24 protein-coding genes and 1 pseudogene are annotated in these 26,713 nt (G+C 60.6%); 13 read left to right on the top strand and 12 right to left on the bottom strand.

The features are described from left to right. Nucleotides 1–70: 70 nt before the first annotated feature. The 5 genes from BHE01S_RS32215 (at nucleotide 71) to BHE01S_RS37420 (ending at nucleotide 4,393) form a co-directional block, all read left to right on the top strand. Nucleotides 71–592 carry a GNAT family N-acetyltransferase gene (locus tag BHE01S_RS32215; protein WP_245639926.1) on the top strand — a complete coding sequence of 174 codons (522 nt, stop codon included), beginning with the start codon at nucleotides 71–73 and terminating at the stop codon, nucleotides 590–592. Between the two features lie 176 nt (nucleotides 593–768). Then, nucleotides 769–1,158, top strand: a complete 390-nt coding sequence (locus BHE01S_RS32210; protein WP_042271378.1) for a VOC family protein — start codon at nucleotides 769–771, stop codon at nucleotides 1,156–1,158. Between the two features lie 246 nt (nucleotides 1,159–1,404). Beyond that, nucleotides 1,405–1,755: a VOC family protein gene (locus BHE01S_RS32205; protein WP_042271375.1), complete on the top strand. Its 351-nt coding sequence runs from the start codon at nucleotides 1,405–1,407 to the stop codon at nucleotides 1,753–1,755. A 347-nt stretch (nucleotides 1,756–2,102) separates the two neighbouring features. Then, nucleotides 2,103–3,416, top strand: coding sequence for an MFS transporter (locus BHE01S_RS32200; RefSeq protein WP_245639924.1), 1,314 nt, complete (start codon nucleotides 2,103–2,105; stop codon nucleotides 3,414–3,416). 335 nt (nucleotides 3,417–3,751) lie between these two features. After that, nucleotides 3,752–4,393: an alpha/beta fold hydrolase gene (locus BHE01S_RS37420; RefSeq protein ID WP_245639923.1), complete on the top strand. Its 642-nt coding sequence runs from the start codon at nucleotides 3,752–3,754 to the stop codon at nucleotides 4,391–4,393. A gap of 41 nt (nucleotides 4,394–4,434) precedes the next feature. Here BHE01S_RS37420 and BHE01S_RS37415 read toward each other — a convergent pair whose 3' ends face one another. Beyond that, nucleotides 4,435–4,845 (bottom strand): GFA family protein, encoded by a 411-nt coding sequence (locus tag BHE01S_RS37415; RefSeq protein ID WP_084069488.1) that lies wholly within the window; start codon nucleotides 4,843–4,845, stop codon nucleotides 4,435–4,437. 734 nt (nucleotides 4,846–5,579) lie between these two features. Next, a pseudogene (locus BHE01S_RS36330) lies at nucleotides 5,580–6,425 on the bottom strand (MFS transporter); the annotation flags it as partial. 145 nt (nucleotides 6,426–6,570) lie between these two features. On the opposite strand from BHE01S_RS36330, the gene BHE01S_RS37410 reads away from it, so the two are divergent. The 4 genes from BHE01S_RS37410 to BHE01S_RS32180 all read left to right on the top strand — a co-directional run bounded on the left by BHE01S_RS37410 (nucleotide 6,571) and on the right by BHE01S_RS32180 (nucleotide 9,483). Next, nucleotides 6,571–7,143, top strand: coding sequence for a hypothetical protein (locus tag BHE01S_RS37410; protein ID WP_084069483.1), 573 nt, complete (start codon nucleotides 6,571–6,573; stop codon nucleotides 7,141–7,143). A gap of 11 nt (nucleotides 7,144–7,154) precedes the next feature. Beyond that, on the top strand, nucleotides 7,155–7,844 hold the full coding sequence (locus BHE01S_RS37405) for a hypothetical protein (protein WP_084069481.1): 690 nt from the start codon (nucleotides 7,155–7,157) through the stop codon (nucleotides 7,842–7,844). 11 nt (nucleotides 7,845–7,855) lie between these two features. Further along, a complete protein-coding gene (locus tag BHE01S_RS32185; RefSeq protein ID WP_042271368.1) occupies nucleotides 7,856–8,548 on the top strand; it encodes an RES family NAD+ phosphorylase in 693 nt (230 codons plus the stop codon). Nucleotides 8,549–9,234: 686 nt separating this feature from the next. Beyond that, nucleotides 9,235–9,483, top strand: coding sequence for a hypothetical protein (locus tag BHE01S_RS32180; RefSeq protein WP_042271365.1), 249 nt, complete (start codon nucleotides 9,235–9,237; stop codon nucleotides 9,481–9,483). Nucleotides 9,484–10,262: 779 nt separating this feature from the next. On the opposite strand, the gene BHE01S_RS32175 is transcribed toward BHE01S_RS32180, so the two are convergent. Then, nucleotides 10,263–10,571, bottom strand: coding sequence for a hypothetical protein (locus BHE01S_RS32175; RefSeq protein ID WP_157025772.1), 309 nt, complete (start codon nucleotides 10,569–10,571; stop codon nucleotides 10,263–10,265). A gap of 487 nt (nucleotides 10,572–11,058) precedes the next feature. Here BHE01S_RS32175 and BHE01S_RS32170 point away from each other — a divergent pair, with 487 nt between their 5' ends. Next, nucleotides 11,059–11,403, top strand: coding sequence for a DUF3088 domain-containing protein (locus BHE01S_RS32170; protein WP_042271359.1), 345 nt, complete (start codon nucleotides 11,059–11,061; stop codon nucleotides 11,401–11,403). A gap of 72 nt (nucleotides 11,404–11,475) precedes the next feature. After that, on the top strand, nucleotides 11,476–12,831 hold the full coding sequence (locus tag BHE01S_RS32165) for an LLM class flavin-dependent oxidoreductase (RefSeq protein WP_042271357.1): 1,356 nt from the start codon (nucleotides 11,476–11,478) through the stop codon (nucleotides 12,829–12,831). A 721-nt stretch (nucleotides 12,832–13,552) separates the two neighbouring features. Here BHE01S_RS32165 and BHE01S_RS32160 read toward each other — a convergent pair. From BHE01S_RS32160 to BHE01S_RS32120, 9 genes are all read right to left on the bottom strand, one after another. Then, nucleotides 13,553–14,746, bottom strand: coding sequence for a methyl-accepting chemotaxis protein (locus BHE01S_RS32160; RefSeq protein WP_245639922.1), 1,194 nt, complete (start codon nucleotides 14,744–14,746; stop codon nucleotides 13,553–13,555). Between the two features lie 12 nt (nucleotides 14,747–14,758). Further along, nucleotides 14,759–15,859 (bottom strand): porin, encoded by a 1,101-nt coding sequence (locus BHE01S_RS32155; RefSeq protein WP_042271355.1) that lies wholly within the window; start codon nucleotides 15,857–15,859, stop codon nucleotides 14,759–14,761. 187 nt (nucleotides 15,860–16,046) lie between these two features. Continuing rightward, nucleotides 16,047–16,784, bottom strand: coding sequence for a GntR family transcriptional regulator (locus BHE01S_RS32150; protein WP_042271353.1), 738 nt, complete (start codon nucleotides 16,782–16,784; stop codon nucleotides 16,047–16,049). Between the two features lie 448 nt (nucleotides 16,785–17,232). Further along, the gene (locus BHE01S_RS32145; RefSeq protein ID WP_042271351.1) at nucleotides 17,233–20,166 is read right to left on the bottom strand and encodes a Tn3 family transposase; all 2,934 of its coding nucleotides are present in this window, start codon (nucleotides 20,164–20,166) and stop codon (nucleotides 17,233–17,235) included. 102 nt (nucleotides 20,167–20,268) lie between these two features. Beyond that, nucleotides 20,269–20,547 carry a hypothetical protein gene (locus BHE01S_RS32140; protein WP_052406209.1) on the bottom strand — a complete coding sequence of 93 codons (279 nt, stop codon included), beginning with the start codon at nucleotides 20,545–20,547 and terminating at the stop codon, nucleotides 20,269–20,271. A gap of 90 nt (nucleotides 20,548–20,637) precedes the next feature. Then, nucleotides 20,638–21,282, bottom strand: coding sequence for a tyrosine-type recombinase/integrase (locus BHE01S_RS32135; RefSeq protein WP_322787354.1), 645 nt, complete (start codon nucleotides 21,280–21,282; stop codon nucleotides 20,638–20,640). A gap of 491 nt (nucleotides 21,283–21,773) precedes the next feature. Next, nucleotides 21,774–22,085 carry a hypothetical protein gene (locus tag BHE01S_RS32130; RefSeq protein WP_042271347.1) on the bottom strand — a complete coding sequence of 104 codons (312 nt, stop codon included), beginning with the start codon at nucleotides 22,083–22,085 and terminating at the stop codon, nucleotides 21,774–21,776. Nucleotides 22,086–22,316: 231 nt separating this feature from the next. Continuing rightward, nucleotides 22,317–23,114: an alpha/beta fold hydrolase gene (locus tag BHE01S_RS32125; protein ID WP_042271344.1), complete on the bottom strand. Its 798-nt coding sequence runs from the start codon at nucleotides 23,112–23,114 to the stop codon at nucleotides 22,317–22,319. 352 nt (nucleotides 23,115–23,466) lie between these two features. After that, nucleotides 23,467–24,375, bottom strand: coding sequence for a LysR substrate-binding domain-containing protein (locus BHE01S_RS32120; protein ID WP_026121599.1), 909 nt, complete (start codon nucleotides 24,373–24,375; stop codon nucleotides 23,467–23,469). Between the two features lie 98 nt (nucleotides 24,376–24,473). On the opposite strand from BHE01S_RS32120, the gene BHE01S_RS32115 reads away from it, so the two are divergent. Continuing rightward, nucleotides 24,474–25,409, top strand: coding sequence for a DMT family transporter (locus BHE01S_RS32115; protein WP_017775490.1), 936 nt, complete (start codon nucleotides 24,474–24,476; stop codon nucleotides 25,407–25,409). A 167-nt stretch (nucleotides 25,410–25,576) separates the two neighbouring features. After that, complete coding sequence (locus BHE01S_RS32110) at nucleotides 25,577–26,671, top strand: NmrA family NAD(P)-binding protein (protein ID WP_042271335.1); 1,095 nt, start codon at nucleotides 25,577–25,579, stop codon at nucleotides 26,669–26,671. Nucleotides 26,672–26,713: the final 42 nt, after the last annotated feature.

The raw sequence follows: 26,713 nt of genomic DNA, 5'->3' as shown, positions 1-26,713 counted from the left end.
AAAAGCGGTCCTCCGACTTCGACGGCCAGATCGTTCACAATCGGCATCGCACATTGCCGCCTGAATCGCTATGACCCTGTACACACCCACGCTACGTCGAATCGACCGTCGATCATCGGATGACATAGAACGTCTGCAAGCTGTGCTCGAAGGCGCGCCGGGCTATAGCCTTGCAGTGGAAGGCAAGCTGCCCGCGCCGAACGCTGCGATCGAGTTACTTGATGCGCTGCCGCCCGGCAAAAGCCACTCGGACAAGTTCGTCTTTGAAATCTCCCACGATGTCGAGGCGGTTGGGTGTATCGAGATGGTGCGGGGCTATCCTGAGGTCGATATCGCTTTCATCGGCTTGTTGTTGTTCCGGGAAAGCTCGCAGGGACGGGGCTTGGGTCCGCAGGTTCTACGCCTCGCCGAAGCGATCGGGATGGGGTGGCAATGTCGCGCATTACGCATTGCCGTCATCGACACAAATTCAAGAGCGTTCGAATTCTGGAAACGCGAAGGCTTCATTGAGTTGCTTCGCAAGCCTGCGATGGATTTCGACGGGCAGGCAATCGTAATGGAGCGCGCTCTAGCGGCCGCAATACCTGCCTAAGGCAGATCTTGCCCCAACAGGTTGCATACGTCGCCTCTGTTTGTCGTCAACATCACTCGGCGGCGAATTCAACCGGTCACTCGGCAAGACAACGAGAATTGGAGACAATTTAGTTCGGCGTATCCTTAGCGATCGATTTCCGACACCCTTGGCCACGATTCCGATAGCAAAATCCGATGCAAGCACATCTTAGAATCGCCAGACCTGTCAGCGACCTTTCGCGGGCAGAAAGCATGTATTGCGCAGCACTCGGCCTCGTTGTCCTGGCAAATTTCCAAGACCACCAGGGGTTCGACGGCGTGATGCTGGGACGTCCCGGCATGGATTATCACTTCGAGTTCACACAGTGCTGCGAACATCCGGTAATGCCAACACCAACGCGTGAGGATCTGCTGGTGCTTTACGTCCCGGATCACGTTGAGTGGAAGTCCACTTGCGAGCGCCTCGCCGAAAGCGGATTTGTTCGCGTGACGTCGCTTAATCCTTATTGGGACGTGTCAGGCAGAACATTTGAGGATCACGACGGCTACCGCATCGTTTTGCAAAACTCGGCGTGGCCCTCATGACGCGTACGTAATGTCATTAGGCGTAAGCCTGATCGCTTTGCAGCAACTCGTATGGTCGCGCGAAAGGCGACCCTGGCCACGAAGAGAGGTTCCGGCGTATCAATCGTACGTCCACTGAGGGGAACGTTTATCCCCATTGCATGGGTCTCAAGCTCCAATCGCTCGATGGCGCCTGGCCGGACGCTGTCGTGAGCGGACTATATTGGCGTCTGATACATTCGGTTCGTATCCATTCGGGGACTCGTCATGAAGCTTCGGACCGTGTATTTGAAGGTGAATGAGATGGAGACGTCCACTTCGTTTTGGGCGAGACTCCTCGGATATGAACCGCTTAAGCGGTCCGGGAAGTGGACTGAGTTCATGATCGGCACTAACCGGCTGGGCCTGTTGCTAAACGACTTCGGAGACGAGATAAAGGGTAGCGGTTCAGTCCCTGTCTTTGAGTTCGAAGAAAATGCGCTTCACGAATTTTTGAAGCGAGCAATAGAAAACGGAGCTTCGGTCGTGATGGACGGATTAAAAATCGAGTCGATGAAAAGCATCGTACTGAGCAGCCCCGACGGACACGAATTCGAGCTTTGCACGTGCCGTAACTAAACTCGCGGCCCTGCTGCTTCTCGCATTTCCTTACGAACGGCTGCCTCGCGTCGGCGACAGGTCGTTTCACGAGTCACGTGGAATGGCACTTCCGGTTCGGTTCATGCCTTTTGCCTTGGATGCATGCCCAAGGAAGATCGCTACGCTCGATCGTGGTGCGCTGGTCTGCCATGAAGGGCCAGTCGACTTACCCCCGTGAATTGCCGAAAGTCGCTGCCCGAAGCGTCACCAGCCGTAAACCGGCCGCGTGCGGCGTCCGCCGGTAAAACGTTGGCCGCTGGAGACGAGCAACTGCACGGCGAGAAAAATGGTGAGGTAGCATCATCGAACTCAACAGGGGGAAGACGGTGATCCGGCAAATCAAGGCTCGCGTAAGCTCGATCGGCGCCCCTCTTGCGAGTCTGCTTCTCAGCGATCTGATGAGGATCGTGGCAGAAATGGTTGGCTATATCACGCTCCCCTGGTGGATCGTTCACCGGGCCGGCGCGCATGACCTGGCGGTCTACACCGTAAGCATCGCCATCACCACGATTTTTGCAATGCCGCTGCTTGCACCACTCGGGGATCGCTACGCAAAGAGACAGCAGATTGCATGGGGTATATGCGCCCTGATGGTCGTCGCTTTCATCCTCGCGGCGCTCGCCTCGCTGTCCGACTACCGGCTCATGCTCATCATCTGCATAGGCGTGGTCACCGTTATAGCGAAAGCTTTCGTTGATCCGGCCAGTTCCACCATTTCGGCTGAACTTGTTCCGGCGAATCGTTTGGCCGAAGCGCTTCGTCTTCGTAAATCGACGCAGGCGCTTGGCCGTGCCTTGGGGCCAGCATTGGCTGGTGCAACACTGGCCCTAGGCGGTATCGCTGCAACATTCTGGATCAACGGCATACTGCTCGGCGTGGCTGCCTGCGTGACGTTTCAGCTTCCATCCCAATCCCAGCATCACGAGCACCATCGTGGTTTAACCCATTGGTGGAAAGACCTGCGCGCCGGACTGCGTGCTAAATGGATCGTCCCGTTGGAGCGTGGCTGGACACTTGTAAACTTCCTCGTCTGGATATTCCAGGGCCCCGCAGTCGGCATGCTGATCCCGCTCAAAGTTCAATCACTCGGACTGTCGGGTCTCTGGCTGGGTGTTTGCGAAGCGGCCTTGTCCATAGGTTTATTGCTCGGAAGCTTTCGTGGTTCTGATGCACTGGTCAGCCGTTTTGGCCGGTTCAATGTCCGGGTGGGGGCCGCGGTGTGTGAAGGGCTGGCACTTGCGGCCTCCGGCTGGGCCCATTCAGCTATCGTTCTCGTGTTGACGCTTACGTGTGTGGGTTTCGCCAATGCATCGATGGGGCTCGTCGGCGCGACTCACCGCTCGTTGGCCATCCCGCAGAATTTCCGAGTGCGCATTCTTGCTGCCAGCATGATGACCACGCAGATTGCGGGCATTCTTGGTCCAATGATCGCAGGCGCGGCACTCACGCATTGGGCGGTAGGCAAGGTCTACACATGCTTCGGTCTCGCTACCTGTCTGCTCGCTTCCGGTTTTGTCCTGATACCGCGATCGCGTGAATTCTTTGCGCTCAACCACGATCAGGTGACAGATTGGTTTCGTCACGAATATCCCCATGCATTCAAGGCGTCCGTAGTATCCGAGCCGAGACAAGCTACATAGATCGCAACGCGGCACGGAGCGGGAAATCCCGTGCGTATGCGCGGATGGGTCTTGCCCGGGACACGATCGAGTGACTGCTTTGTAGGAGTTTGATCGACCACTTGGGTTGAGTTATGCCTTTTGCATGAAGGGCCGCGCCCGTGGCGATCGCCGCACTCGGGCATGGGGCGGTGGTCGGCCAATTTCGGTCATTGGACCGGTTAGGCAAAATCGCTGACAATCGGTTCTCTGCCGGGTTGCTACGTGGACACCACCTCGGACCGCCCGACGATCTTCGCTCCCCCTCCATGTCGCTACCACTTATTCTTCTGCCCGCGATGCCGTGCGACGGACGCATGTACGCCGAACAGGTCAAGGGACTAAAAGATCTTGTACCACCGTCTGTTTGCGTACTCGCACAAGCGACTTTTGCCGAAAGCGCAGAAAGCCTGTTAGCTTCTACAGAAGGCGAATTCATCCTTGCTGGTACTGCCTACGGTGGGTGTCTTGCAATGGAAGTGCTGGCACGGTGTCCGGATCGTGTTCGTGGAATCTGGCTGATGAACTGCCAGCCAGGTGTTCACCCGAATCCGGATGCGGCTCGCGCTACGAGCCGGAGAATTCGCTCCGGTGAACATGAACACGTAATCGCCGAGTTCGCCGAGCATGCGATTCCCGCTAACGACGTTGTTTCGAGGGAGGCGTTCGTTCGGATGGCCCGCGACACGGGGGCCGAAGTGTTTGCTCGGCAATCCGACGCTACGTCGACTCGTTCAGATCATTGGGCGACGCTTGCAGCGAGCAAGATACCAACGCTGCTTATATGGGGCGATGCTGACCGCTTCGTTCCAGTTAGCGTGGGCCGTCGCATCGCGACGTTGATGCCGCATGCCCGCTTCGTGTCGCTCGAAGGTTGCGGGCATTTCCCAACCTTGGAGCGACCGTCGCTCTGCACAGAGCTTGCACGACGGTGGCTGACCGAGTCGGGCCTCAGCTGAACATCCTCGCCAACGCGCGGAGGCGACATGAGCCAGATTGCTCAGGCTGGGTCGCGCCGCCCCGAGTGCTTCGGCAGGTCATCGGCCAAATGAATCCACGGCAAGCTCTTCGCAGTGCGCACATGGTCCGTAGGAGGAACCAATTCGGGGATGTCAAGGCTGCACGTGGTCACGTCGATCTCGTCCGGCAATTCGGAGTGGAGGAATGTGAGTTGCGTGCCGCAGTCAGGACAGAAACTTCGTGTCCCCCATGTGCTCGAAGCGAAGCTTTTAGGCGTGCCCTGGGTGAACCGGAATTCTTGCCTCTTTATCGAGAAACACGCTACAAGCGGCGCCGCCGCTGCCCTTCGGCAGTCGTCGCAGTGACAAATGGTCGAGTTGAACGGCTGGCCAGCGACCTCATAACGAACATTCCCGCAGAAACAACCGCCCGTCAGTACGTGTTTTGGCATCGCGATCACCCGGAAGTCAATTGAAGCTGACATTATGTGTCGAAAGCACTCTGCGATATCGATAATAGCGGGCGACGAGTGGCTGCTATGGAAGAGCCCGAACGACCGATGAGGGTCGACACCGGTAGTTCACAGCCAGCGGCGGCGGTGTTTGCCGCAGCCGCTCCTCAGCGCCGTCCGATGGTAGCGTGCCGATCGCCCAGTGGGTGGTGGCACAATGATCGTCGTAACGGTGTCACTTTTATTACGGTCTACGCTTCACGAGCATCAGTTTCGGAAAGGACATCCTGCAGCGCTAGGTGCTAGTGTTCCATCCGTTCAAAAGTGGTCCCGGGCAGTACGAACTGGTCAGCGGGTGCCGTTCGGTCCCGCTGGTCAAGCGCACGCTAGGCAGCCGCTTCGCTTTCGCGCCCCCCTATCTGGCGGTCCTCGTCGTCACGGCCTGCGTGCTCTTCTTCATGGGCTGGGTGCTCAACCAGAAGGCGAAGGGGGAGCCGGAGGCCATCTTCCCGATGTGGCTCGCGTATTTCGTCGCGTTCTTTGCCAGTGTGGGGGTGCTCGTTTGGGCAGGGGATTCCGGAATGTGCGGGTTCGACGGCGCCCCCCGGAATCTGGTCGCACAGATCATTGTCCGGGCCGCTGACTGGTTCCTTGCGGTGAACGACGAATGCTCGCTGCTGCTGGGGTTTCTGACGATGTTTGTCCTGCCGCAGTGGTGCGCGTATCTGTTCGCGGGCGCCAGCGGTGCGGCCCGGCGCGAGCTTCGAGACGAGCGACGGCTGCGAAGCCTCCAGGATGTTGAAGCCGAGGAAGTAGACGAACAGCACGCCCGACACGATGACAAGTGTATGCGCGAGCGAGCCGAGCAATAGCTGGCCGATTAGGATAAGACCGATCGCAGAAAGGAGCACGGCCTTCATCTTGCCCCGCTTCTCCGCGACGATGATGGCCGGCACCATCAAGACGAACGCGAGGCCCATGACCGGCAGATAGATCATCCAGTGCGACGCGACCGGCAGGCCCGCATCCACGAGCAGGCGCGGCACGACGAGAAAGAGCGCCGTTTGCGTGGCGTGCAGCACGAGCACGCCGAAGTTCAGGCGCAGCAGCTCCACGTTGTGCAGCACCTCGGCGAACGGGGCGCGCACGTGCACGGGCTTGCTGGGCGCATCGGGCATGACCCAGATCACCACGCCCACCGCGAGAATCGAGAACACGCCAACCAGCGCGAACAGGCCGCTCATGCTTACCCAAAGGAGCACGATCAGTGCGCCCGCGATCGCCACCGCGAAGGACATGCCGGTCGAGCCACCTACATCCTGAATCATCCGGCCGACGACGTACGATGTTGTGCGCGCCCACCGCAACGAAGCGGTCGCGCGCGAAATCGCAGGCGCTAAGTGCCAGAAGGAGGCTGTGTCACCGGGCATTGTTTTCGTGTGGACCGAAATGACCGGCATGATCTTGAAGAGGCCCAGCATTTGCAGCCCGAAGATGGCCGTGAGGACGGCTGGCGCCAAAAACCGAACGTAGGGCGCCGTTCGGTCATTGCCTTGAACTCGCCGAACGCGGTTGGTCAGGGTGACCCGCCATAGTTACTGCGAGGGGCCCCGGCTCGGCCTCGCGTCGATAAGAAAATAGCGAAAATTGCGAACTTCAAAAATCTTGCGAAAAATGAGAAATCGTGTACCATTGAGATTGTTCTGAGCCTCCCTAGGTGGACGCATGATCTACTTTGAACAGGAAATTCGCCACCTTGTGGTCGTCGGCGAAGGCGTCAGGCAGCGTTTACACCTGCCTACTCCGGTAAAAGATGGCGAATACGCATTGCGCGAGCCGTCGGAGACCACTGTCACTTTTGAGGGAACGAACCTCGAAAATCTACTCGACGCCGATGTTTCGCTTGACCCGCTTACCGTGACGTTTGGTAACAACGGCGGGTTTGAACGCGGCCTGCTTGCGATACTGCGCTACTTCGGCTGTTCTGGACGCGCACTCGTCCAGTCTCAGACGTCGCGGGCGGTCGAGCGTCTGTGGGGTGGCAAATTGCGCCGGCGCACGAGCTACGTTGTGTCAGATGGCAGTTGGGCATCGACTGGCCGGCTCGCAAGGGACTTTTTCCTAGCGGTGTGGCGTGAGCTTTCGGTCATCCATAGTGATCTGGCCAACAAGCGAGCACGCGTGCGCGCCCTTCGCATTCACGCCAAGCCGAAAAACGCGCCTGTGACTGAAACGGGCAGCGCAGCGGCATTCGCCAAGCGGATGAATCCACTTGGCGCTCCCCCGCATCTCGTCTGAAGGAGATCGATATGCCACATGTAATTGACGACCGAAACCATGGCACGGGCGGAATCAAGATTCACGCGATTCTGGCCGAGGGAAGCAGCAGTACCGGTGAGCGCGCCGCGCGGGACGTAGCAGAGATTTTCGCGATGGATATTGAAGAGGTCCTGCGCGAGAAAATTGCACCCGGTCTGGTTGATGAGCAGCTTCATCACCTGGTTCGCAAGGCTCTTGAGGAGCGCCTCACCACGATGCTTGTCATCGAGGCGGGTACGCCCAAGGCGGCCGCGCCGGTGTCGTTGCCTGTGGGCAATCTCAAGCCCTCGGATGTGAAAGGACAGGGACTGGTTCAACTCTCGCTCGCTAGCTTGTATCGATGCGTGGACACAAACCGGTTCTACTGCGTGAAGCCACCCGGCCAGAGCAACGGCCGCGTGTTTCCAGAATGGCAATTTGTACAGCCCGTGCCGGAACTGCTTCCTGCCGTCTTGTCTGAGCTTCGAGGGGCCGTAACGACTGAGATTCACGCCTTTCTCGTGACCGCTCGAGACGAACTGAACGAGCTTGCGCCGGCCGAATTGCTCGCCGGAAAGCCGTTCGCAGGCCGTGGAGAACTCCACAGCAGCCAGTTGCGCCTTTTGCAGCTGCCTGCTGCGGAACGGCAGCGCCGCGTTCTCGCCGCAGTTGAGCGTCAGAGGGAAGGTGTGGCGCATTAAACGGCCTACCCATGCAGAAAAACAACCAGTTGGAACCGCCCGACGTCGGCGAAGCAATGCCGTCCGTCGGGCAAATCATCACCGGTCTCGCGAACGAGACTGTACTCATCAACTGCGGGGAGCCGCTCTACCGTGCAGCATGGTCGCCTCACGCGATTCTCCCGGAGCAGGCGCCGCGTCCATATCGCTTTGGTCCTCCTGATGCCCTTAGGGCGGCCGACGGTGCGGTGCCGTTCTGGTGGTTGTACCTCGCTCAGACACCCGATACCACAGTTTGGGAAGCGCGTTTCTGTCTGAACGACGTTACCCGGCCTGGGACCTTCTATATTGATCCGGCGGCCGAATGCAACGGGCTGATCGCGAAGCTGTCGTTTCCCCGCGAATTGCGGCTCTGGAACCTCAACGGCGAGGCGTCGAGTCGGCTCGGCATCTACGACTATCTCTCTAGTCCGGACTACGAATGGTGCCAATGGTTCGGGGCCCGCATGCACGCTGCGATGTCGCAGATCGATGATGCGTCGAGGCCCGATGGGTACATCTATCCGTCACGTCGCCTGCGCGGAAGCACCGCAATCGTTCTATCGTCCGAGGCAGTCGAGTCGATGCGTGCGCAGGTGACGTCGCAATACGGGCGATTTATCGACCATCCTGTCTATGAGCGGCTGCGCGACCAGTCGCTGCGCGTGGCCCCGCCGCCAGCCTGAGATCTTGCACGAGCTGGCGTCGTCCTGGCGGGTTCGGAACGGCGACAGGACCCTCGATGTCCCAAAAGAAGTAGCGCCACCTGCGGGTGGCGCTCTCACTTCTTGTCGCGTTCAATTCAGAAACAGATTCTCGGTACGGGGCCTTGGGCTGCCGTGCAGGGATCAACACTTTAGTTGGGCCTTACCTCGCGGAAAAGCGCCGTCAACGTGGTGCCAGACCCGCGAGCCGTCTCGGTATGCACGACTGGCTTGCCAAGTTGATATCTTGGCGACCACACTCCGGTGCTTGCGCTTGAAGGAGTTGCATCGCATGTGCTCTATGTCTTCCCAAAACCAAATCACTGATTGGATCATTTGCTCCAGCAGGCATTCGGGTAGCGTGATCGAGTCGAAGGGGGGATTCTTGGGACCATCCTGCGATGCAACGATGCGAAAGGGACCTGCCACTACCTCTTCTCCTGGCGCTATCCAGTTGAACCAAAGCTTCGGGCAAAGTTGATGCACTTTTCGTGCGGCGGCTCCGTCGCCATGCCGAATGGCGCCGCCCAGGCGCTCACTGCCTCATGGGAGAACGCACGACAAGCCCCCGCGTGTTCAGACGATGCCGACGCGCGCGAGCCTGTGGAAACTTCTCGGCGTCAGTTCGTCGGTACGGGGGGCAAACTCCGCCCGATAGAGCCGACCCGATGAGCGCTCTATTCGTGATCAAGCCGTGGCAGGTCCGCGAGCGCTCGGCCCGCATCGGAATCAGCGACCACCATTTCGATGCCTTCGCGTCTGGCCTCGTCCACGACGCGTCGGACCTCTGGACCAGCGACGCGCTGTCCATCCAGCGGAAAGACTGCGACGACGGTGTCGCCCCTGGCCAGTGCCTCTACCACTTCGATGACAGGCGATGCGTGCGGCGCGACCTCAAATTGCTCCCCGCTCACTGACACCTGCCCCCAAAGCACGTGCGTGACCCTTTGCGAATGCCCGTCCATCCGAACCGCCGTTATAGCGTGCACTGCCATCGCCTTTCCTCCCTTGTCGGGGAAATCCTGGCACGAGTGCAACGACCGCCAATTCGGCACCTACCGATACCGCGCGCCGGCGCCGCACCCTTCGCCGACCGTGCGCGGACGAAGTTCCTAATGCTGAACCCGAGCGCGGTCAACACCTGATGCGGGCGTGCAGGGCGTGCGCCGTTGCGATCTCTCACGAAAAGCGCTGGCTGCCGGCGCGCATGCCGGCCGCGTCGGGGTGGCCGCGTACGTGGCACTCCGGGGCAGGCGCCCGGGTTGCGGGTTCGCAGCGGGCCGGTATCCCGTCGGTGCGGGGTTCGCCAGGCCGGCCGGGACGGACTTCTTACAGTCCACGTGATATGTCAAAAGTAGCAAAACTACGTGGTCGGGCGGCGAGCGGTGCACCTGCGCCATCAACTGAGATCCTTTAACCGACCTCAGCACACAGAATTTCTGACACCTCCTCCCTCGGGGCTTACTCGGTTCATCACTTCGGCTTTGATCGCTCCAGGCATGCTACAAGGCGCGCATCGCTGGCCCCGGTGCCGTACGCTCTCTAACGACGGACATCCTCAGCCCCTGTCGACCACGCCTGCGATGTGGAAGCAGCATCGTATTGCCATCGCGAGACATTTTCACAATCGCATCTCGGCCAGCTCCGGCCCTGGCCTTGGCAATCACGATCACACGGGCTCGACTTGTAACGCAGCTTAGGAGCCAGGAACGAAACCGATGCGCAGCGCTCGCGTCGTTTTCGCTGCTGGATCGTCGGCGGCAGGTGTTGCGCCGGACGACAACGGAAGGGGCGCACCGGAGGCAATCGCGACGAGGCGCACGAAAACGGCGCGGCCGCGCATGAACACATTCTTGATCGTATCGATGAGAAGCCGATAGTCCTGAAGCGTGCTTGCCATGCTCAAAGAACGAATCGAGAGATCGTTCCGCGACCGGCGTGATTTGCCAGGCGCGATCGGAGGCGCTGCATGTTCAAGCGCACGCGTTCCGCTTTCATTGCACATACATTGCACGCAAACGAATAACGTAAGCGCAAATCCGTTGTTATCTGAGCGAGCGCGCATCCCTATACTGGTTCGCTGTACTGCCGAACAAGTTCGGCATCAGGCCCACGCATGCCGGTCTGCAAGTCCAGCACAAGGAACGTTGAATGCCTGCACACGATCGAGCGAGTTCGCCCGCGCTCGAAGGCCATTGGGGAAGGCGCTGCATCGCGAGAGGCATGCCGCGAGTTGCCCTTCAAGGCCTTCACGCCCTTGCACGCAATCTTGCCTTGGCCAGTTGGGGCTTCCCATCGAACAGGCGGCTTGAACGGCTCGCTCAAAGACGCGCACATGGGCTCGCGATACTCGCCGCCGAAGCGGCGATTGCACGCTCAACGGCATGATAACGCATCTCCCACAAGGCCGGCATTTTTGGCCTTTTCTGGCGCGTATTCACGTATTCGTACGATATTCAACGGCCTGTCACGCTAATAAGGAGCGACATGCAATGAGCCGCGATCTTCTTTTGCTGCTGGAACCCGGATTCGCCGATCCCCGCTATCCGGGCGAGCGTTTCAGCTGCCCCGATGGCGCGCCGATCGAAGGGCTGCTCGCGAGCGACCCGTCGCGCGTCGAAAGACTCGACGTGAAGCGCCTGCCGTTCGAGCGGCCACGGGAAGTCGTCGTCGACATGCTCGATGCCGAACATCAGGGCTTGCCCGTGCTCGTGCTCGACGACGACCAACCCGCGCCCGCCGATGCACAGACGCTGGGCGAGCGGCGCTTCGTCACCGACCCGCGCCGCATTCTCGAACTGCTCGTCGAGCGGCACGGTTTTCCGAAGGTGCATTGATCTTCGCATACGTTGACGCCATCGTCATCGATGGCGATTGCCGATGTACCTCACCCACGACTTGCGCACACCATGAGCCAACGCAAAGGACATCTGCGCCTCGGCGCTTTTCTGTATCCCACCGGACATCACATCGCAGCGTGGCGCCATCCAGATTCACAGTCGGACGCGGGGCGCGACTTTCGCCACTATGTGCAGCTTGCGAAGGCTGCGGAAGCTGCAAAGTTCGACCTGATCTTTCTCGCGGACGGCTCGGGCACACGCGGCGACAATGTCGATTTTCTGAGCCGCACGGCGCACAGCTACGTGGCGCAATTCGAACCGCTTACGTTGCTCTCGGCGCTCGCCGCCGTGACCGATCGGATCGGTCTCGTGGGCACGGCGTCGACGACGTTCAACGAGCCGTATCACATCGCGCGCAAGTTCGCGTCACTCGATCACATCAGCAGCGGGCGAGCGGGATGGAATCTCGTCACGTCGTCGAGTTCACACGAGGCGAAGAACTTTAACTTCGATGAGCATCTCGCGCATGCGCGGCGCTATGAGCGCGCGGTCGAGTTTGCCGAAGTCGTCGAGGGGCTGTGGGACAGTTGGGATGAAGACGCGTTCGTGCGCGACAAAGCGGCGGGGCGCTACTTCGATCCCGCGAAACGCCACGTGCTCGATCATCGCGGCGAGTTCTTCAAGGTGCGCGGGCCGCTGAACGTCGAACGCTCGCCGCAGGGTCGGCCCGTGGTCGTGCAGGCCGGTTCGTCGGAAGCGGGCAAGGCACTCGCGGCGCGCACCGCGGAGGTCATTTTCACGGCGCAGCAGACGCTGGACGACGCGGTTGCGTTTTACGCGGACGTCAAAGGCCGGATGGCGGAATATGGCCGCGAGCCGGATGATCTCAAGATCATGCCAGGCGTGATGCCGATCGTCGGTGCGACGGAAGCCGAGGCGCGCGAGAAATTCGAAGCGCTTCAGGCCTTGATCGACCCGAAGGTAGGGCTCGCGCTGGTATCCACGCTGACGGGAGGCATCGATCTGTCGGAGTATCCGCTCGACGGTCCGATTCCGGAACTGCCGGAAACCAACGCGAGCAAGAGCCGCCAGTCGCTGACGCTCGAACTCGCACGGCGCGAAAACCTCACGCTCCGCGAGCTGTATCTGCGTGTCGCCGGTGCGCGCGGACATTGGCAGCTGGTCGGCACACCAGAGCAGATCGCCGATGCGCTGGAGGAGCGCTTCGTCCACCACGGCGCGGATGGCTACAACGTGATGCCGGCCTTGCTGCCCAACGGCCTCGATGATTTCATCAACCTCGTGCTGCCTGAACTGCGGCGGCGCGGACTCTTTCGCAGCGACTACGAAGGTCGCACGCTGCGCGAGAACCTCGGCTTGCGTCGGCTGGTGTCGCGCTATGCGCGCGAATCCGTGGCGCAATGACGAAGCGCATATCGCGACCCGTCATAACGTTAGTCGGATCCGGGTTTGAGCGGTGACCTGGCACTGCTTATACTCGGCGGGTTGTCGATCCACCTTCGCCACCTTCACCACCTTTGCCGCCTTCGGGCACTTGCATGCCGCGACATTCACGCTTTTCACCAAACGTCCCGTCTAACTCGCGCAGCACACCACGCGACGACGCATCGAAGAACACGCCGGCATTACCCCGTCGCAGGATGCTGGGTGGTCTCGCACTCTCCGCGTTCGTCGCACCCGGAGTGAAAGCCGCCACGTTGTTGAGGCCGCTGGGCGTCGACGCATGGTCGCAAACGCCGGGTGCGCCGATTCTCGAGCATCCTTATGGGTTGCCGTCGCCGCATGAAGCGAACGTGGTGCGGCGGGCCGCGCGTGCGTGGCCCACATCGGCACCGGGAAAACCACCGGATCCAGTGGAGGCCGGCGCGGGGACCGGATGAGGCGGATCGGCCGGCCCTAGAGTTTGATAGAAAAAAAGACGCCTTATGATAAGAATACTTATCCTAATGGCACGATCATCGATCGTCGGTCCATGGTCTGTTTGATGGCTTGGTAACAAGCCACGACCGTTCGATTCGACAATGGGCGAATGCGCGCAATGACGAAGGGTGATCAAGGATAAGGCTCCCGCGTACTTCTCAAGGGCTCAGTGGGTCGTACTGGGGGGGTACACGGGCTGCCGGATTCACATGCAGCCCTGGTTGAGCTTCCACGCGCCGACTGCATGGGCGAGCGTGCGCGCGCGTCCGTTGAGATCGTCGGTCGCCTCCACGAGATGCTGGACCATGCCTGCATTCTGCTGCGTGACAGAGTCGATTTCCCGGATCGCCTGGTTCAACTGCTGCACGCCGTGACTCTGTTCGCTCGCCGAGCGGCTCATTTCGTCGCTGAGCTCCACCACTTCGTGTGCGGCCGCAACGACTTCGTCCATGGTGGCGCCCACGTGGGCACAGAGCCGCGCGCCTTGCTCGATCGTGCTGCGCGCGCTGGTGATCAACTGGTCGATCTCGCGAGCCGCGCTGGCGCTGCGTTGGGCGAGGCTGCGCACTTCGGAGGCGACGACGGCAAAGCCTTTGCCTTGATGTCCGGCGCGTGCCGCTTCGACCGCTGCGTTGAGGGCGAGGATGTTCGTCTGGAACGCAAGGTCGTTGACTACGGAAACCACGGCGCTGATCTGCCGCGAATCGGTAGCGATAGAGTCCATGGCATCGATCACGGCGCGCACGCGGGTGCGGCTCGCGTCGGCGAGACGGGAGGCGTTTTCGGCCAGGCGGTTGGTCTGGGCGGCCAACTGTGCGCTGCGCTGCACGCCTTCGCTGATCTGCTGGGTCGTGGCCGCAGTTTGCTCGATGGCGGCGGCCTGCGACTCCGCGCCGCTCGAAAGGCGGAGGTTCTGGCTGGAGAGATGCGTTGCACAGTCATCGACGGCAACAGCCTCATGCGTGACGAGCGAAAGCGTCTTGACAAGCCCTTGCTGCATCTGCGCGAGCGCCGCGAACAGCTTGCGCGCCTGGGTCGCTTCGTCGATGACGATCTTCTCGCGCAACTCGCCCAGCGCGATGGCATTGACTGCCCGCATGGCGCCGTCGAGCGGATGGACGACCTTGGTGGTGAGCCAACGCCTCCCGGCGATTGTCAGCAACACGTTGCAGATCGTAAGGAGGCCGATGCAAAGCAGAGCGCTGTGCTCAAAACGCTGCAACGTCATCAGCGCTGCATCGCGCGGCGCCCGCGTTGCGCCGAGCGCGGCCTGGGCGAGCACGGAGGAAACGTGGACGCATGCCGCGCCTGCCGCAGCAATGGCCAGCGACATTGCGAGACCCACGCCGACAACGAGGCTCAACGCGGCAGGAATGCGGACCTTCTTCATCACCATCATCGACGTTCCAGGCTAGAAGGCGTGCACGATGCCAAAAATTCCGGTCGTGATGTCTTTGCCCGGGGAAACGGCAATGCCCGGGCCCGCAGCGTCCATCACGGTGAACGCCGTCGTGCCGTGGTTGTGCACGCCCGCTACGCCAGCATAGAGACCCGTGCGCTTCGAGAGCGGGTAGTCGTAGCGCAAGGCCCATGACGTGGCGTGACCGTCGCCGCCCGACTTCAGGAAGTACTGGCCGAAGCTCGCGAGCAGCGAGCCGTTCCCCAGATGGCGAATGAGCGCGTTCACTTCGTAGAAGTCGTGGTTGGGCGTGGCGTAGGCGCTCGAGATCGACGTGCTCACGCCGGTCGCGTTGCGGTGCATCTGATAAAGCGCGGCCGTCTTTACGAAGCCGAAGTCGTACGACGCGCCGATCAGGTAGTAGCGTCCCGTGCCGACTGGCGTCGTGGTCGTGAGCGTCGCCGTGTTGGCGAAACGCTGCTGCAGATAGTCGACGTCGGCGGAGAACTGGCCGGCCTTGAAGTTCACGCCCGCGGAGAGCGTGTCGCCGAGCGAGGCGGGTACGCCGCTCGTTCCGTTCGCGCCGCGCGCGTACAGCGCGCGCACCGTGAAGCCAGCGAGTTCATTCGAGGTGTAGCGGATCGAGTTCGCGGTGCGCGCCACCGGCACGAACACGTAGTTGTTGGTTGCGTTACCCCAGGCGAGTGCGTTGAGTTCGCCGATCGAGTAAGTCACGTAGGAGAGAAACAGCGGCGTGTAGTTGTTACCCGCCTGGACCTGGCCGAACGGTCCGCGAATGCCGATCCACGCCTCCCGGTTGAAGAGCGTGTTGCTGCTCGCCATCGCGCCCGAGTTCAGGTTGAAGCCGTTTTCGAGCTTGAAGACCGCGCTATAGCCGCTGCCGAGATCTTCCTTGCCGAAAAGGCCCCAGCGGTTCGGCGCGACCGAACTCGACGCCTCGCGCACCACCGTGTTGCCGCCCGTGCGGGCGACCTGGATGGCGGTGTCGATGATGCCGTAGAGCGTGACGGACGACTGCGCGTTGGCCGCGGGCGCAGCGAGCGCGGTAGCGAGCACAGCGATGGGAAAGGACGGCGCGAGCGGTAGCTTCATGAAGTCTCCTGAACGGTGCCGTCGGGATGCGGCACTCTCTGAAAGCAGGAGTTTTGTGTACGGAGTATCCAGTCGTCAATAAAAATATACAAAACTATCGAAAACACCAGGTTGTGTATGTTGTATGTGCGGACGAGCGCAACCGCGCCCCGGAAGGGGCGGCAGGCTGCGTTGACGGGGAAACGGCTTAGTGGGAGGAAGGCGGGAACAGGTCGGCGTCCGTGAGGATGATGTCTGCCGTCTGCTGGTAATGCGTGGTGAGGAGCTGGATAGCGTGGGCCGCGTCGCCGGCCACGACCGCGTCGAGAATTTCCTTGTGCTCGGCGCCTTCGTGGCGCTTGGGAAAGACGCGCCGCACGGAGAGCTGGCGGTAGCGGTAGAGCTGGTCGGCCAACTGCTCGCAGAAGTTGATGAGCCAGCGCGACTGGCAGCCGCCGATCAGCGCGCGGTGAAACTCGCGGTGGCGGCGCTCCCACTCGGGGTTTTCCTTGTATTCGCTCTCGGAAAGCGAGCGCGGTACCTTGGAAAGCCGGTGATACGCGAGCACGACGTCTTCTTCCCATTCGGTCGAACGGGTGGCGAAGGCCTCGCGCAGGGCGACTTCCTCGAGCCAGCAGCGCGTTTTGGTGATCTCGCGCAGGTCGCTCGAGCTGATGCCGGCGACGGCGAAACCTCGCTGGTCGCGGCGCTCGACGAGGCCGTCGGAGGTGAGCCGGTTGAGCGCCTCGCGCACGGGCGTCTGGCCCGCCTGGTAGTGGTCGCAAAGGAACTCGATCTGGAGCTTGCGCCCCGGTTCGAGCTTGCCGTCGAGCAGGTCGGCGCGGATGCGGTCATACAGGTTCGTTGCCAGGGTCGCGACGCTCGCGCCCCCCGTGCCTGCGGGCGCAGCTGGGTTAGCCACGATGCGGGACAAGTCACACCTCATTAGGATTCGATCTGGAATGAAGTATATCTGATTTGAGCGACTACACGGATCGGAAGCTCAAATATGGGGTTTTCCCTCAACAAATACACAAAACGTTCGACATACTAGTTTTGTATATATTATGATTCTCAACAGATCGAATCGCGACCGGAGAGCAACTTGGGGTAATCGTCCTTTTCGTGCTAAATCTGGCGGTTTGATCTGATTTGGCTTTTAAAAACAATGGGATACGAATTTCCCATTTTGCGGGAGCGCATCCTTTTGATGCAAAATATGGCGCTTTTGTTCGACCGCGCCTGATCGGCGAGCGCGTGATCGGGTGCGGCTGGTAAATCCTCGCCATGCGCTTGCTGTTTGCGCGCACGTTGTCAAAGCCAGATTCATATGTCGTAGCCACTGATTCGGAGTCGAGTCGCTTTGTCCCGGTTCACGGCTTTACAGAACCGCTTCACGATCCGGCCACGCGTCGCCATGGCGCTGCGTCGAGCAGCATCTCGCGATAGCGGTCGATCGGAAAGCTCAACGTTCCGCGGAAATTGACATGTGCGAAGTGCGCCGGCCCCATCCGCCGCAACCAGTCGTCGTCAATCCCTTGACCCTTGCTTCGCCAACGATCAAGGGTTGTCTGGATGCGCTGAGTATTCCACGCAATGACGAGGTTTGTCAGCAGCGTTAAAGAGCCCGATATCGCGATCATTTCGTCGCGGCGCCGCCCGCGCTCCGGCGCGATCTTGCCGGTATAGATTGCGCGCTGCAACTGATGGACCGATTCGCCGCGGTTGAGCAGCGTATGCATTTCCCGCCTGAATTCAATGTTGCTGAAGTAATCGCACAGGAAAAGCGTACGCAGCAACCTGCCAAGGTGGTCCGCTGCCCTGTACACTGGGTCGCCCTGCGCCGCGCTGCCCAACCGCTGCAACGCGACCATTGCGCCCACGCGTCCCGCATGAATCGATGCGACGAGGCGCAGCAGTTCCTTCCAGCCCTCGCGAATCGCCTTGATAGAGATCTCGTAGGCAACGACCGCTGCCAGTCCCTCGGGCGCAGCCACGCCTTTCGGCAGATGCAGTTTGCGTTCTGAGAGGTTGCGCAGACGCGGACAGAGATCAAAACCGAGCAGCTTCGACACCGTCATGCCTACGTTCGTGTATCCATGCGTGTCTACTGAAAGTCGCAACAGTCCGCCGTCGTCGCGGTTCTCGTTGTGTCGGATGACGCCCTCGATCGCCACGCCAGCCTGGCGTTCGTTCAGCACGATGGGCTGGTTATAGACAATGCCGTGCTGATCCAGCACGTGCGTGTACATGCCCACCGCGTGGGTGCGACGTCGCGGATCGACCCGCGCATAATAGAGGTGCGGTGACGTATCCAGGCTCATTGAGTCGCTCGATGCCTGCCGTCCAGTACCCCAGAGTTCCGTAATCGGATGCGTGCGCTGGAATTCAACCACGCGGTCATTTGCACGCGGCAGCCTGCCGGGCATCTCAAGCAGGCGCATTGCCGTCGAAATGTGCGCCGGGTCCAGTTGCGGGATCATGGCGGCGACGCTCTTCGCGTCAAGTTCCGTCCCGTGGGCGATCAACGCAGCGTACAGCGAGACGAGCTCATTCGCATCACGTGCCTTGCGTGAGCGGAGCACTTCACTGAAGCCAGTGTGGGCGTCCATCTCCATGATCATGTCGGCGAACTGTGCCGTGCCGATCTCCGCGAATATCAGATCCCGCGTGCGTTTCGGTATGCCATCGGTCGGCAACGCTTCGATCGCCGACAGGTGCAATGCGCCGTCGGTGCCGATCGTCACGCGGTCTGCCTCGCGCGCTTCTTCCAGCGCGGCCAGGCCTGCCTTGAGATGTTCCGTCAACCGTTCGAGGAATGGCTCAGCGGTCCCCGGCAACCCGAGCGATGTCAGGTAGCGGTCGCGTTCGCTTTCCCATTGCGCGGGGGGAATCAGCAACTGGTCGCGCTCCCGGAAGGACAGGCTGTGGTCGATCCAGACCGAGCCGCGGCGAAGCCCCTTGCGCAGACCCGTGATTGCCGAGGCTTGCAGTGCCCGCAACGCGCGAACACGATCGTCACCGTGGACGAGCTCGCGCCACGCGGCGCTGACCGGCACATCGCAGTCGCGCGGCAATTCGGTCGAGCCACTGTCGTGAAGTGTGCCGACAAGTTCGAACTGTCGCAGGCTCGGCTCCGCGTCGCGGCCCTCGAAGCCTAGCTCACGTAACGGCCCCAGCAGATTGCGGATGCGGTGGTGATCGTTGGCGAGCGTTTCGCGTACGCTGGCTGCGTGACTTGCCGGTGGCCTGTCGCCGAGGTCCTCAAGCAGCTTGCCAATATCGTCGAGACGTTCTTGCGCTGTACGCTTGCTGTCCTGAACCAGCGCCTTGATGGCGACCAGTTGTTGCCGGTATTCGATAGCAGAGCGTGCCTGCCGGACCGTCGTGCGGTCGTACGCCTGCCGTACGAGGTCGGAGACGCGCCGCCCTGTTTGGTAGAGTAGCGCGTCCGTCAGCTCGAGCAGCGAGACGCGCAGGAAGAAGACCAGTTCGATGGTGCGGGTCGACGCCTTGAGTTCGCGGACCTTCGCAGGACGGCGAGCCTGGATGCGTTGCGCGTATGCACGCTGCTTTTCGATTGGCACGGTGTCAAGTCCCCACGTATGCGCGCCGAGGTCCTTCAGAAACCGAACCTTCTCAAGGGTTTCGGTGAGCGTCGTGGGGCTGTGCCGCGCCGGCGGCGTCTTCAGCCATTCGAGAACTCTTATGCCGGAGGTTCCGTGCTGGGCGGAGAGGGCGGCATCGGCGTGCATCAACTGCGTTTCTGTGACCGTTGCCTTGATAAGTGCGAGCAGGCCACGTTCAACGTCCGACCAGATCGACCGGCCGAGATCTCGCAGCTTCCGTTCGGCTGGTATCAGAACGCGACGCTCATACAGCCAGCAATGGGCGTGCTGAAGCAGTTCGTCGAGCGTGAGCGATTCGGTGGCGTCCTGTCGCATCCACGCTTTAAGTTCCGCCCAGTGGCTCGGTCCAATCGACGTCATGCCGAGATATTCGCAGGTCCAGACCTGATGCTCGTACAGTGTCTTATAGCGCTGATAGAGCGTGCGGAGCGAGGCGATTGTCGGGGTAGGCAGGCCGAGCCGCTCGCCGACATAGCGCAACAGCTGGCGTGGCAGTGTGCCGACATGATCGAGCGTATGACCACTGGCACGCAGAAAGACCAACTGGATCGCGACGCCGGCACGGGAATCCCGCCGAAATCGCTCGTTGACCGCGGCGACGTCGCTATCGGTCAACGCGAAATAGCGCTCCACGTCGAATTCCGAAAGTCGGGCGGGCAGGCGATCCTGTCCCACATAGCGAAATCCCGGGCTTGGCATCTTCTGCCCCCTGTCAAGGTCGCGCGATACGTAGTCGCGGGCACGTATGTTATCGCAGGCGCTTTTTGGGCCTCGTGACAACGGTCAGAGCCGATGGCAGCCTTATAGATAAAGGACCTGCGGCGGAACCGCCAGATTTAGCACGAAAAGGACGATCACCCCTACGAGCCGCACCGCGCCAATCGGCAGCCCGCGTAAATCGTTGTCGAGAATGCGGTTCAGTACCTGATCTCGAACGCTTGCCGAAGCAACCGGGCTCGCATAGGAATCGTCATCCTGCTGCAAATGAACGACCGCAAGCCAGGGCTCTTGTCGCGTAAAGACGATACGATAGAGCATCGCGCAGGGTTTGCCCGCTTCATCCGGGTAGATAATGGGCATACTGGGACTTCGAAACCGCATGTCTGCTCCTTCGGTTGGAAACGTCGCCGGAAGTGGCGACCTTTCCACGGTACGGAGCGCCAGCTGAAGTCAAGTCGGGACGCTTCGGCTTTGGATCGTGGCGCGGAGGCGTACCGCGGTCCGATGGCTCGCGAGTCCAAGCATCCGGCTCACTTCTTCGTTGGATCGTCCACCTAGCAAGAGGCGGCGTGCGTATGTGTTGCGCAGGACGCGCGGGCTCATGTCCGGAAGCCGCACACCGATCGCATCCAGGGCCGTGCGAACGATTGTCCAAAGGGCAACGGGCTGCAGCGCGCCGGGCCCGCGAGGTGACGGAAAGAGATGGACTCCCGAACGATCAACGGCTGCTCTCAACCACGCTTGAAGTGCCACATCAGCGTACTCGGGAAGGGGAATGCGGCGACCGGGGCGTATGCCGCATTCCTCGACGTCGACGTGCGGCCGCGGTGCGGAGACAAGGACCTGAGCCATTGTCAACGTCCGAAATTCCGCGGCCGTGATCCCCGAGCCCAACAGCAGCGCGACGACCGCGCGATCCCGCACCTGCAGCGGCGCGTCCGTAGCGCGGGGCTGAACGTGGAGTTGCAGCCGCCTGTCAGCGTCTACGTCCAGGAATACCGGCGCAGGCTCGCTATCGGGCCACGTCGTCGCGAGGACCAACCCGGCCGCAGGGTTGCTGCTACGGATGCCCAGTTCTATCAGGTGACGGGACATTCGATCAACGAGCTTTATGTATCGCAGCCCGGTCGTCGTCCCCGGCGCGCTACGCCGACTGACATCTGCCAGAAAGCTCCCGAGGTGCTCGTCCCCGAAACTGGCCACCGTCACTCCGTGATGTTGTAGATGCCGCATGAAGCGCGCGAACATTGCTGCATGCTGCTTCGCCGACCGGGGAGCGAAACGTCGGCTGTCAGCGCCCGTCGCTTCCGTTTCCTGCCACCGTCGGAAGGCGCTCGTGGGGGCATCCAACCATTCGTGTCTGGTATCCATTTCGACCGAATATACTGAATTTGGCGACTCGCCCCTTGATACGGATCTTCGATCCGCATCGGGCTACCAATCGGAAGGGCTAGTAACGCCGCGAAGCAGGTCAGGAATTGCAGTGAAAGGTAGTGGTTTTTGTGCGGCTTTCGTCTGAATGAAACGAAGCCGCAACGGGGGCTGGTCGCCGCGCTGGACGCTGGCCCCCCGCGTTGTTCGCTGGACTATTCTATACGCCCCGCCTCGTAAGGGGGCGACTCGCGAATCCACTGTTCAATCTCGTCGAATCGTTCGAAGACCGGCTTTGAGCACCAGCCTCCGAACACTGCGGCCCATTCATCCCATTGCAGGTCGAACGGATCGAATTCTTCCTCGATCAGCGCCACGTTATCCTCACGCAGATAGGCGAACACAAGGTTCCGGCCGCTCCACCACGCAATGATGTGTTGTGTCACTCGGGCAGCGGTCCCGCGCGGTTGGTCCCGCAGCAGCATACCGGCGTCCGCGTAGAATTCCTGAAGGGTGTTCGTGGCCATCTCCGCCTCTCTGTCAGCAACACGATCGCCCAGTCTACGCCGGGTGTCACGTGACGTCTTGGAAAGCTGCCAGTTCCCGGATGCCCCCGTTCGCTTCGAAGCACGCATAGATGAGATGTGCTGCCGTGCTCCTCGTTATCGAAACTCTAGCCGGCCGTAACCGACCCGTTGCGGACAATCCAGGCCCGTGCCTGAATATGTCCGTTTCCAGCTTTCCTGCGGCCAGTCAAGTCAGGTGGTACTGCGTTTCAAGAAGCCTTCGATAACGGTTGCGAAATATGGCGGGCACTCCTGCATCGGGTAATGACCGCAGTTGGGGATAACTTGCAGTTCTGCGTTCGGATGCCATGCGAGAAAAGTGCGCGCCATTGCCTCCGAATCCAGTCCGGGATCCTTATCACCGACGATGACCAAATACGGTGTTTCAAGACCCCGAACGTCATCGACGAAGTCCGCCGTGACGAGCATTTCGAGGTATCTGGCCCGGCAGTCAGGTGAGACTGTGTCGCGGCTTTGTCGGGCCTTGCGTTCAGCCCACGAATCGGACAGTCCTCCGGTGACGAAGCGAAACAACCTCCGAAGGGCATCGTCGTCTTGCATGGTGCTGGCAAAGAAAGCCAGTGCATCAGGACTCAACCGATTTCCAGCTGCGGAAACGGGACATACGGCGATCGCGCTTATGACGCGGGACGGCGCGTCCGCCGAAATACGTTGCGTGACCATTCCGGTCATCGAGTGGCCGACGATATGGAAGTGCGTCCAACCCAGTCGGTCAGCGAGCATGAGGCAATCGGCTGCAATCTCCTCGACCGTGAATTCACCGTCCAGGTTGATGGATTGCCCGTAGCCGCGCAAATCGACGAAAACGTAGCTAAACGAATGGCCATCGAGCCAAGGCATGACTGCATCGTAGCTGGAATGGTCGCCGAGCCAGTCGTGCATGACCAGCACGCGAATTGGACCATTGCCATACTGCACATATCCGAGACCGGCATCCGAGCCAGATCGGATTTCAAGAGAGGCTTTCATTCCAGGGTTCCATTTTGGTTGCAGGAACCAAAACGAAACGCCCTCCCGGCGGACCGGGAGGGCGTTTTGAAAGTGAGGCCATCCTATCAATCTCCGGAGCATGGGTCAATAGGCGAGCGCGCGACGGGCGCGTGACCGGAGTACGGACATCAAGCACCGCTCCGGCATGCGCGTTGGCCCCGCTCGAACGACCGCATCTGGCCGGGTAGCGCCCGCCGTCCGGGCCTGGCGATCCCGCGGGCGCGGCGCCTCATGCAAAGGGCATAAAGCGACCCGTTGTTGCCGGTCGGAATCGCATTATCCGGCGTCGGCATTAGAGCCGATAGCAGCCATTTAGACGATAATTCGACGACTAAATGCCCCCACGTCGCGCACATCCCACAGCGATGCTGCCGATAAACCACGCCTTGAGCAATTGAACCGCCTGTTTGGTTCCGGCACTGGCGGGATGGACGAGGTAGTATCCGGCGTCCAACGCCAGCGCATTATCGAATGGCTCGATCAGTTCTCCACGAGCCAGTTCCGCTTCTACCAGCAGGGGGCTGGTAAGCACAACGCCTTGCGCGCGCACTGCGGCGTCGATCGCCATCAACGACTGGTCGAACCTGATACCGGTAATGGTTTCAATCCGCGAACCGTCGAGACCGCTGAATCGAGCAAGCCACGCGGCCCAGTGCGGGTGTAGCGTGTTATGGAGCAGTGTCGCCGTGCGCAAATCGTCGGGGCGCTTCAATCGGCGCTGTTTCGCGTATGCCGGATGGCAATACGCGCGGGCCTCGTCATGGCACAGTAGTTGAACGGATAGTCGTGCATCCATCCCGTCGAAATGCCTAACCGCGAGATCGACTCCATCCAGTTCGAAGTCGACCATCGTTGTCGATGTGCTCAGGCTCAGCGCAATCCCGGGGTTTGCCTGCAGGAAGTCGGCCATGCGTGGGGCGAACCACTTGGCAGCGAAGCTCGGCGGCATCGACAACCGCACGCCGCTACCGCGACGCTCACGAATGCGATGGCTCGCATGAATGAGGTCGGCCAAGGCGGGTTGAATCTGCGCGAAGTAGGCGCGACCATCCTCTGTGGGCGTTACCTGCCGTATCTGGCGTACGAACAGGGCAACGCCGAGCCATTCCTCAAGCTTCTGAATCTGCTGCCCTATCGCACCAGGCGTCACGTTCAGTTCCCGGGATGCAAGAGTAAAACTGCCGAGCCGCATGGCAGCTTCGAATGCAGGCAGGGCTTTCAGTGGAGGAGTCAATCCCATAACTCAGTTTTTCTATTCCATAGTCGACATTAAATCATTTGTAGCGCATGACCGGGCCGAACACAATCAGGACTTCATCCGCTTTCCGGTGCGCTGTCATGAACCCCGCTTATTTCGCCTTCGCCGCCCTCGGACTGATCTGGGGCACCAATTTCCTGTTCATGAAGTGGGCGAGCGTCGATCTGGCTGCCAGCCAGATCGTGTTTCTGCGCGTGCTTTTCGGCTTTATCCCGCTGCTGGCCGTCGCGCTTTTCAGTAAGGCACTCAAATGGCGCCATCTCCGGCACGCTCACCATTTCGTGGTGATGTCCCTGCTCGCGACGGTGATCTACTACTACGCATTCGCGAAGGGAGCCGGCCTGCTGTTCTCGAGCATTGCTGGGATGCTAAGCGGCGCCATCCCGCTTTTTTCCTTCCTGTGCGCATGGGCGCTGCTGCGTGAGGAGCGCCCGAACGCGCGAATGATCGCGGGCATCGTCTGCGGATTCGTCGGCGTACTGCTGATCGCGCGTCCGTGGAATGCCCACGCGGCTGGCGTCAACCTCCTCGGAGTCGGCTATATGATCGCCGGCTCGCTGAGCGTGGGCTGCTCGTTCGTGTACGCGCGCCGCTTTCTTTCCGGCCTGGACCTCTCACCGCTCGCCCTCTCGACGTGGCAGATCGGCTTCGCACTGGTCCTGATCGGCTGCGTCACAGATTTCCACGGCATCGTGCGTGTGACCGGCGATGCGCGAGCGCTGCTCGGCCTCGTGCTGGGACTCGGTCTGACGGGCACCGGGATCGCTTACATCCTTTATTACTTCATCGTCGGACGGCTCGGAGCAGTGGCGGCGTCCAGCGTGACGTACATTCCGCCGGTCGTTGCGTTGCTGATGGGTTCGTGGCTCGCGCAAGAACCCATCGGCGCCGTCGAACTGTTCGCGATGGGCGCAATCCTCGGTGGTGTGTTTCTGCTGCAACGTGGCCGGCAACCACGCGCAGCCGCGGCGCGCGGTCCGGCGAAGGCAACCGGTCAGGGCCGCAGTGTCGTATGAATGCTTCGATGAAATATCGCGCGGACCGCAATTCGGCATCTCGACGGAAGTCCACGGGCGAGTGGTCGGCGTACGGGTGCCCGATGCCATATGAAGCTGACATCCGTGCCATTGGCGCGCAGCGCCCGGTCGGCAAATCTATCCAACTCATACCAGCGTGAACAAACATGTCTTCACGGGTTCCCTCGACCATATTCGTCATCGGTGGAACGGGCGCACAGGGATTGCCCGTCATCCGGGCGCTCGTCGCCGACGGCAAATATGCCGTGCGCGCCTTGAGCCGAGATCCTGAATCGCGAAGGGCAATCGAACTCTCCACTCTGGGGAACGTCTCGATCGTGAAGGGCACGTTTGCCGATGAAGCGGTTCTGCGTGACGGTTTTCGTAATTGCAACGCAGCGTATATCAATCTCGATGGATTCAGCACCGGCGAGAAGACTGAGATTTATTGGGCCATCCGATGCTATGAAATAGCCATCGAAGAAGGTGTCAAGTTCTTCGTATATGGAAACCTCGATTACGCGCTCAAAAGGTCCGGATACGATTCCCGGTTTCGGACAGGCCACTATGATGGCAAAGGCCGCGTAGGGGAATGGATTCTGTTCCAGAACCTGACAAACCGGGACCGGATGGGCGCCGCGCTGCTTACGACCGGCCCGTATATGGAGATGGCCATCTCGGCAATGACACCGATGACGCCGTCCGTGGAAAACGGCGTCGTTACATGGCGGGTGCCGCTCGGTGACGGCGCCGTCCCGCATGTAGCGCTTGAGGACTGCGGGTACTACGCACGTTGGCTTTTCGACAATCCGGAGCGTGCGAATGGCATGAATCTCGAGGTCGCGATCGATCATGTCGAGTATGCGAAGCTTGCCGAGGCGTTCGAAGCCGTGACCGGACATCCCGCGCAATATATCGATACCGACCTCGAAGCATACTGGAGCGGACCGCTCAAAGCCGCGGCCGATTTGCCTTCCGGATATAACGCCGATCTCCGCGACAAAAGTACGATGAGCTTCCGCGAAAACTTCACCGGCTTCTGGAATCTGTGGAAGTACGGGATCGTCAAGAGAGACTACGCATTGCTCGACGAAATTCATCCTGGGCGAATCAGGACGGTCGAACAATGGCTCAGGCGCGAAGACCAGTTGGGACGAGCACTGGGCAACGGAGGCCTCTGGGAAAGGGTTCAGCCTGAAAATCTGCTCAGGTCGCCGCCTGTCTTGAAGCTGTCCGAAGACAAGAGGAAGGGCGCGTTATAAGTTCCTCGCGAACGTCTGGTTCAACTGCAAAACGCCTCACTA

This window comes from Paraburkholderia heleia NBRC 101817 (assembly GCF_000739775.1).
In the GTDB taxonomy this organism is placed as follows: Bacteria; Pseudomonadota; Gammaproteobacteria; order Burkholderiales; family Burkholderiaceae; genus Paraburkholderia; species Paraburkholderia heleia.
Note: the sequence above shows the minus strand (reverse complement) of the source record. Positions and strands in the feature narration are given on the sequence as shown.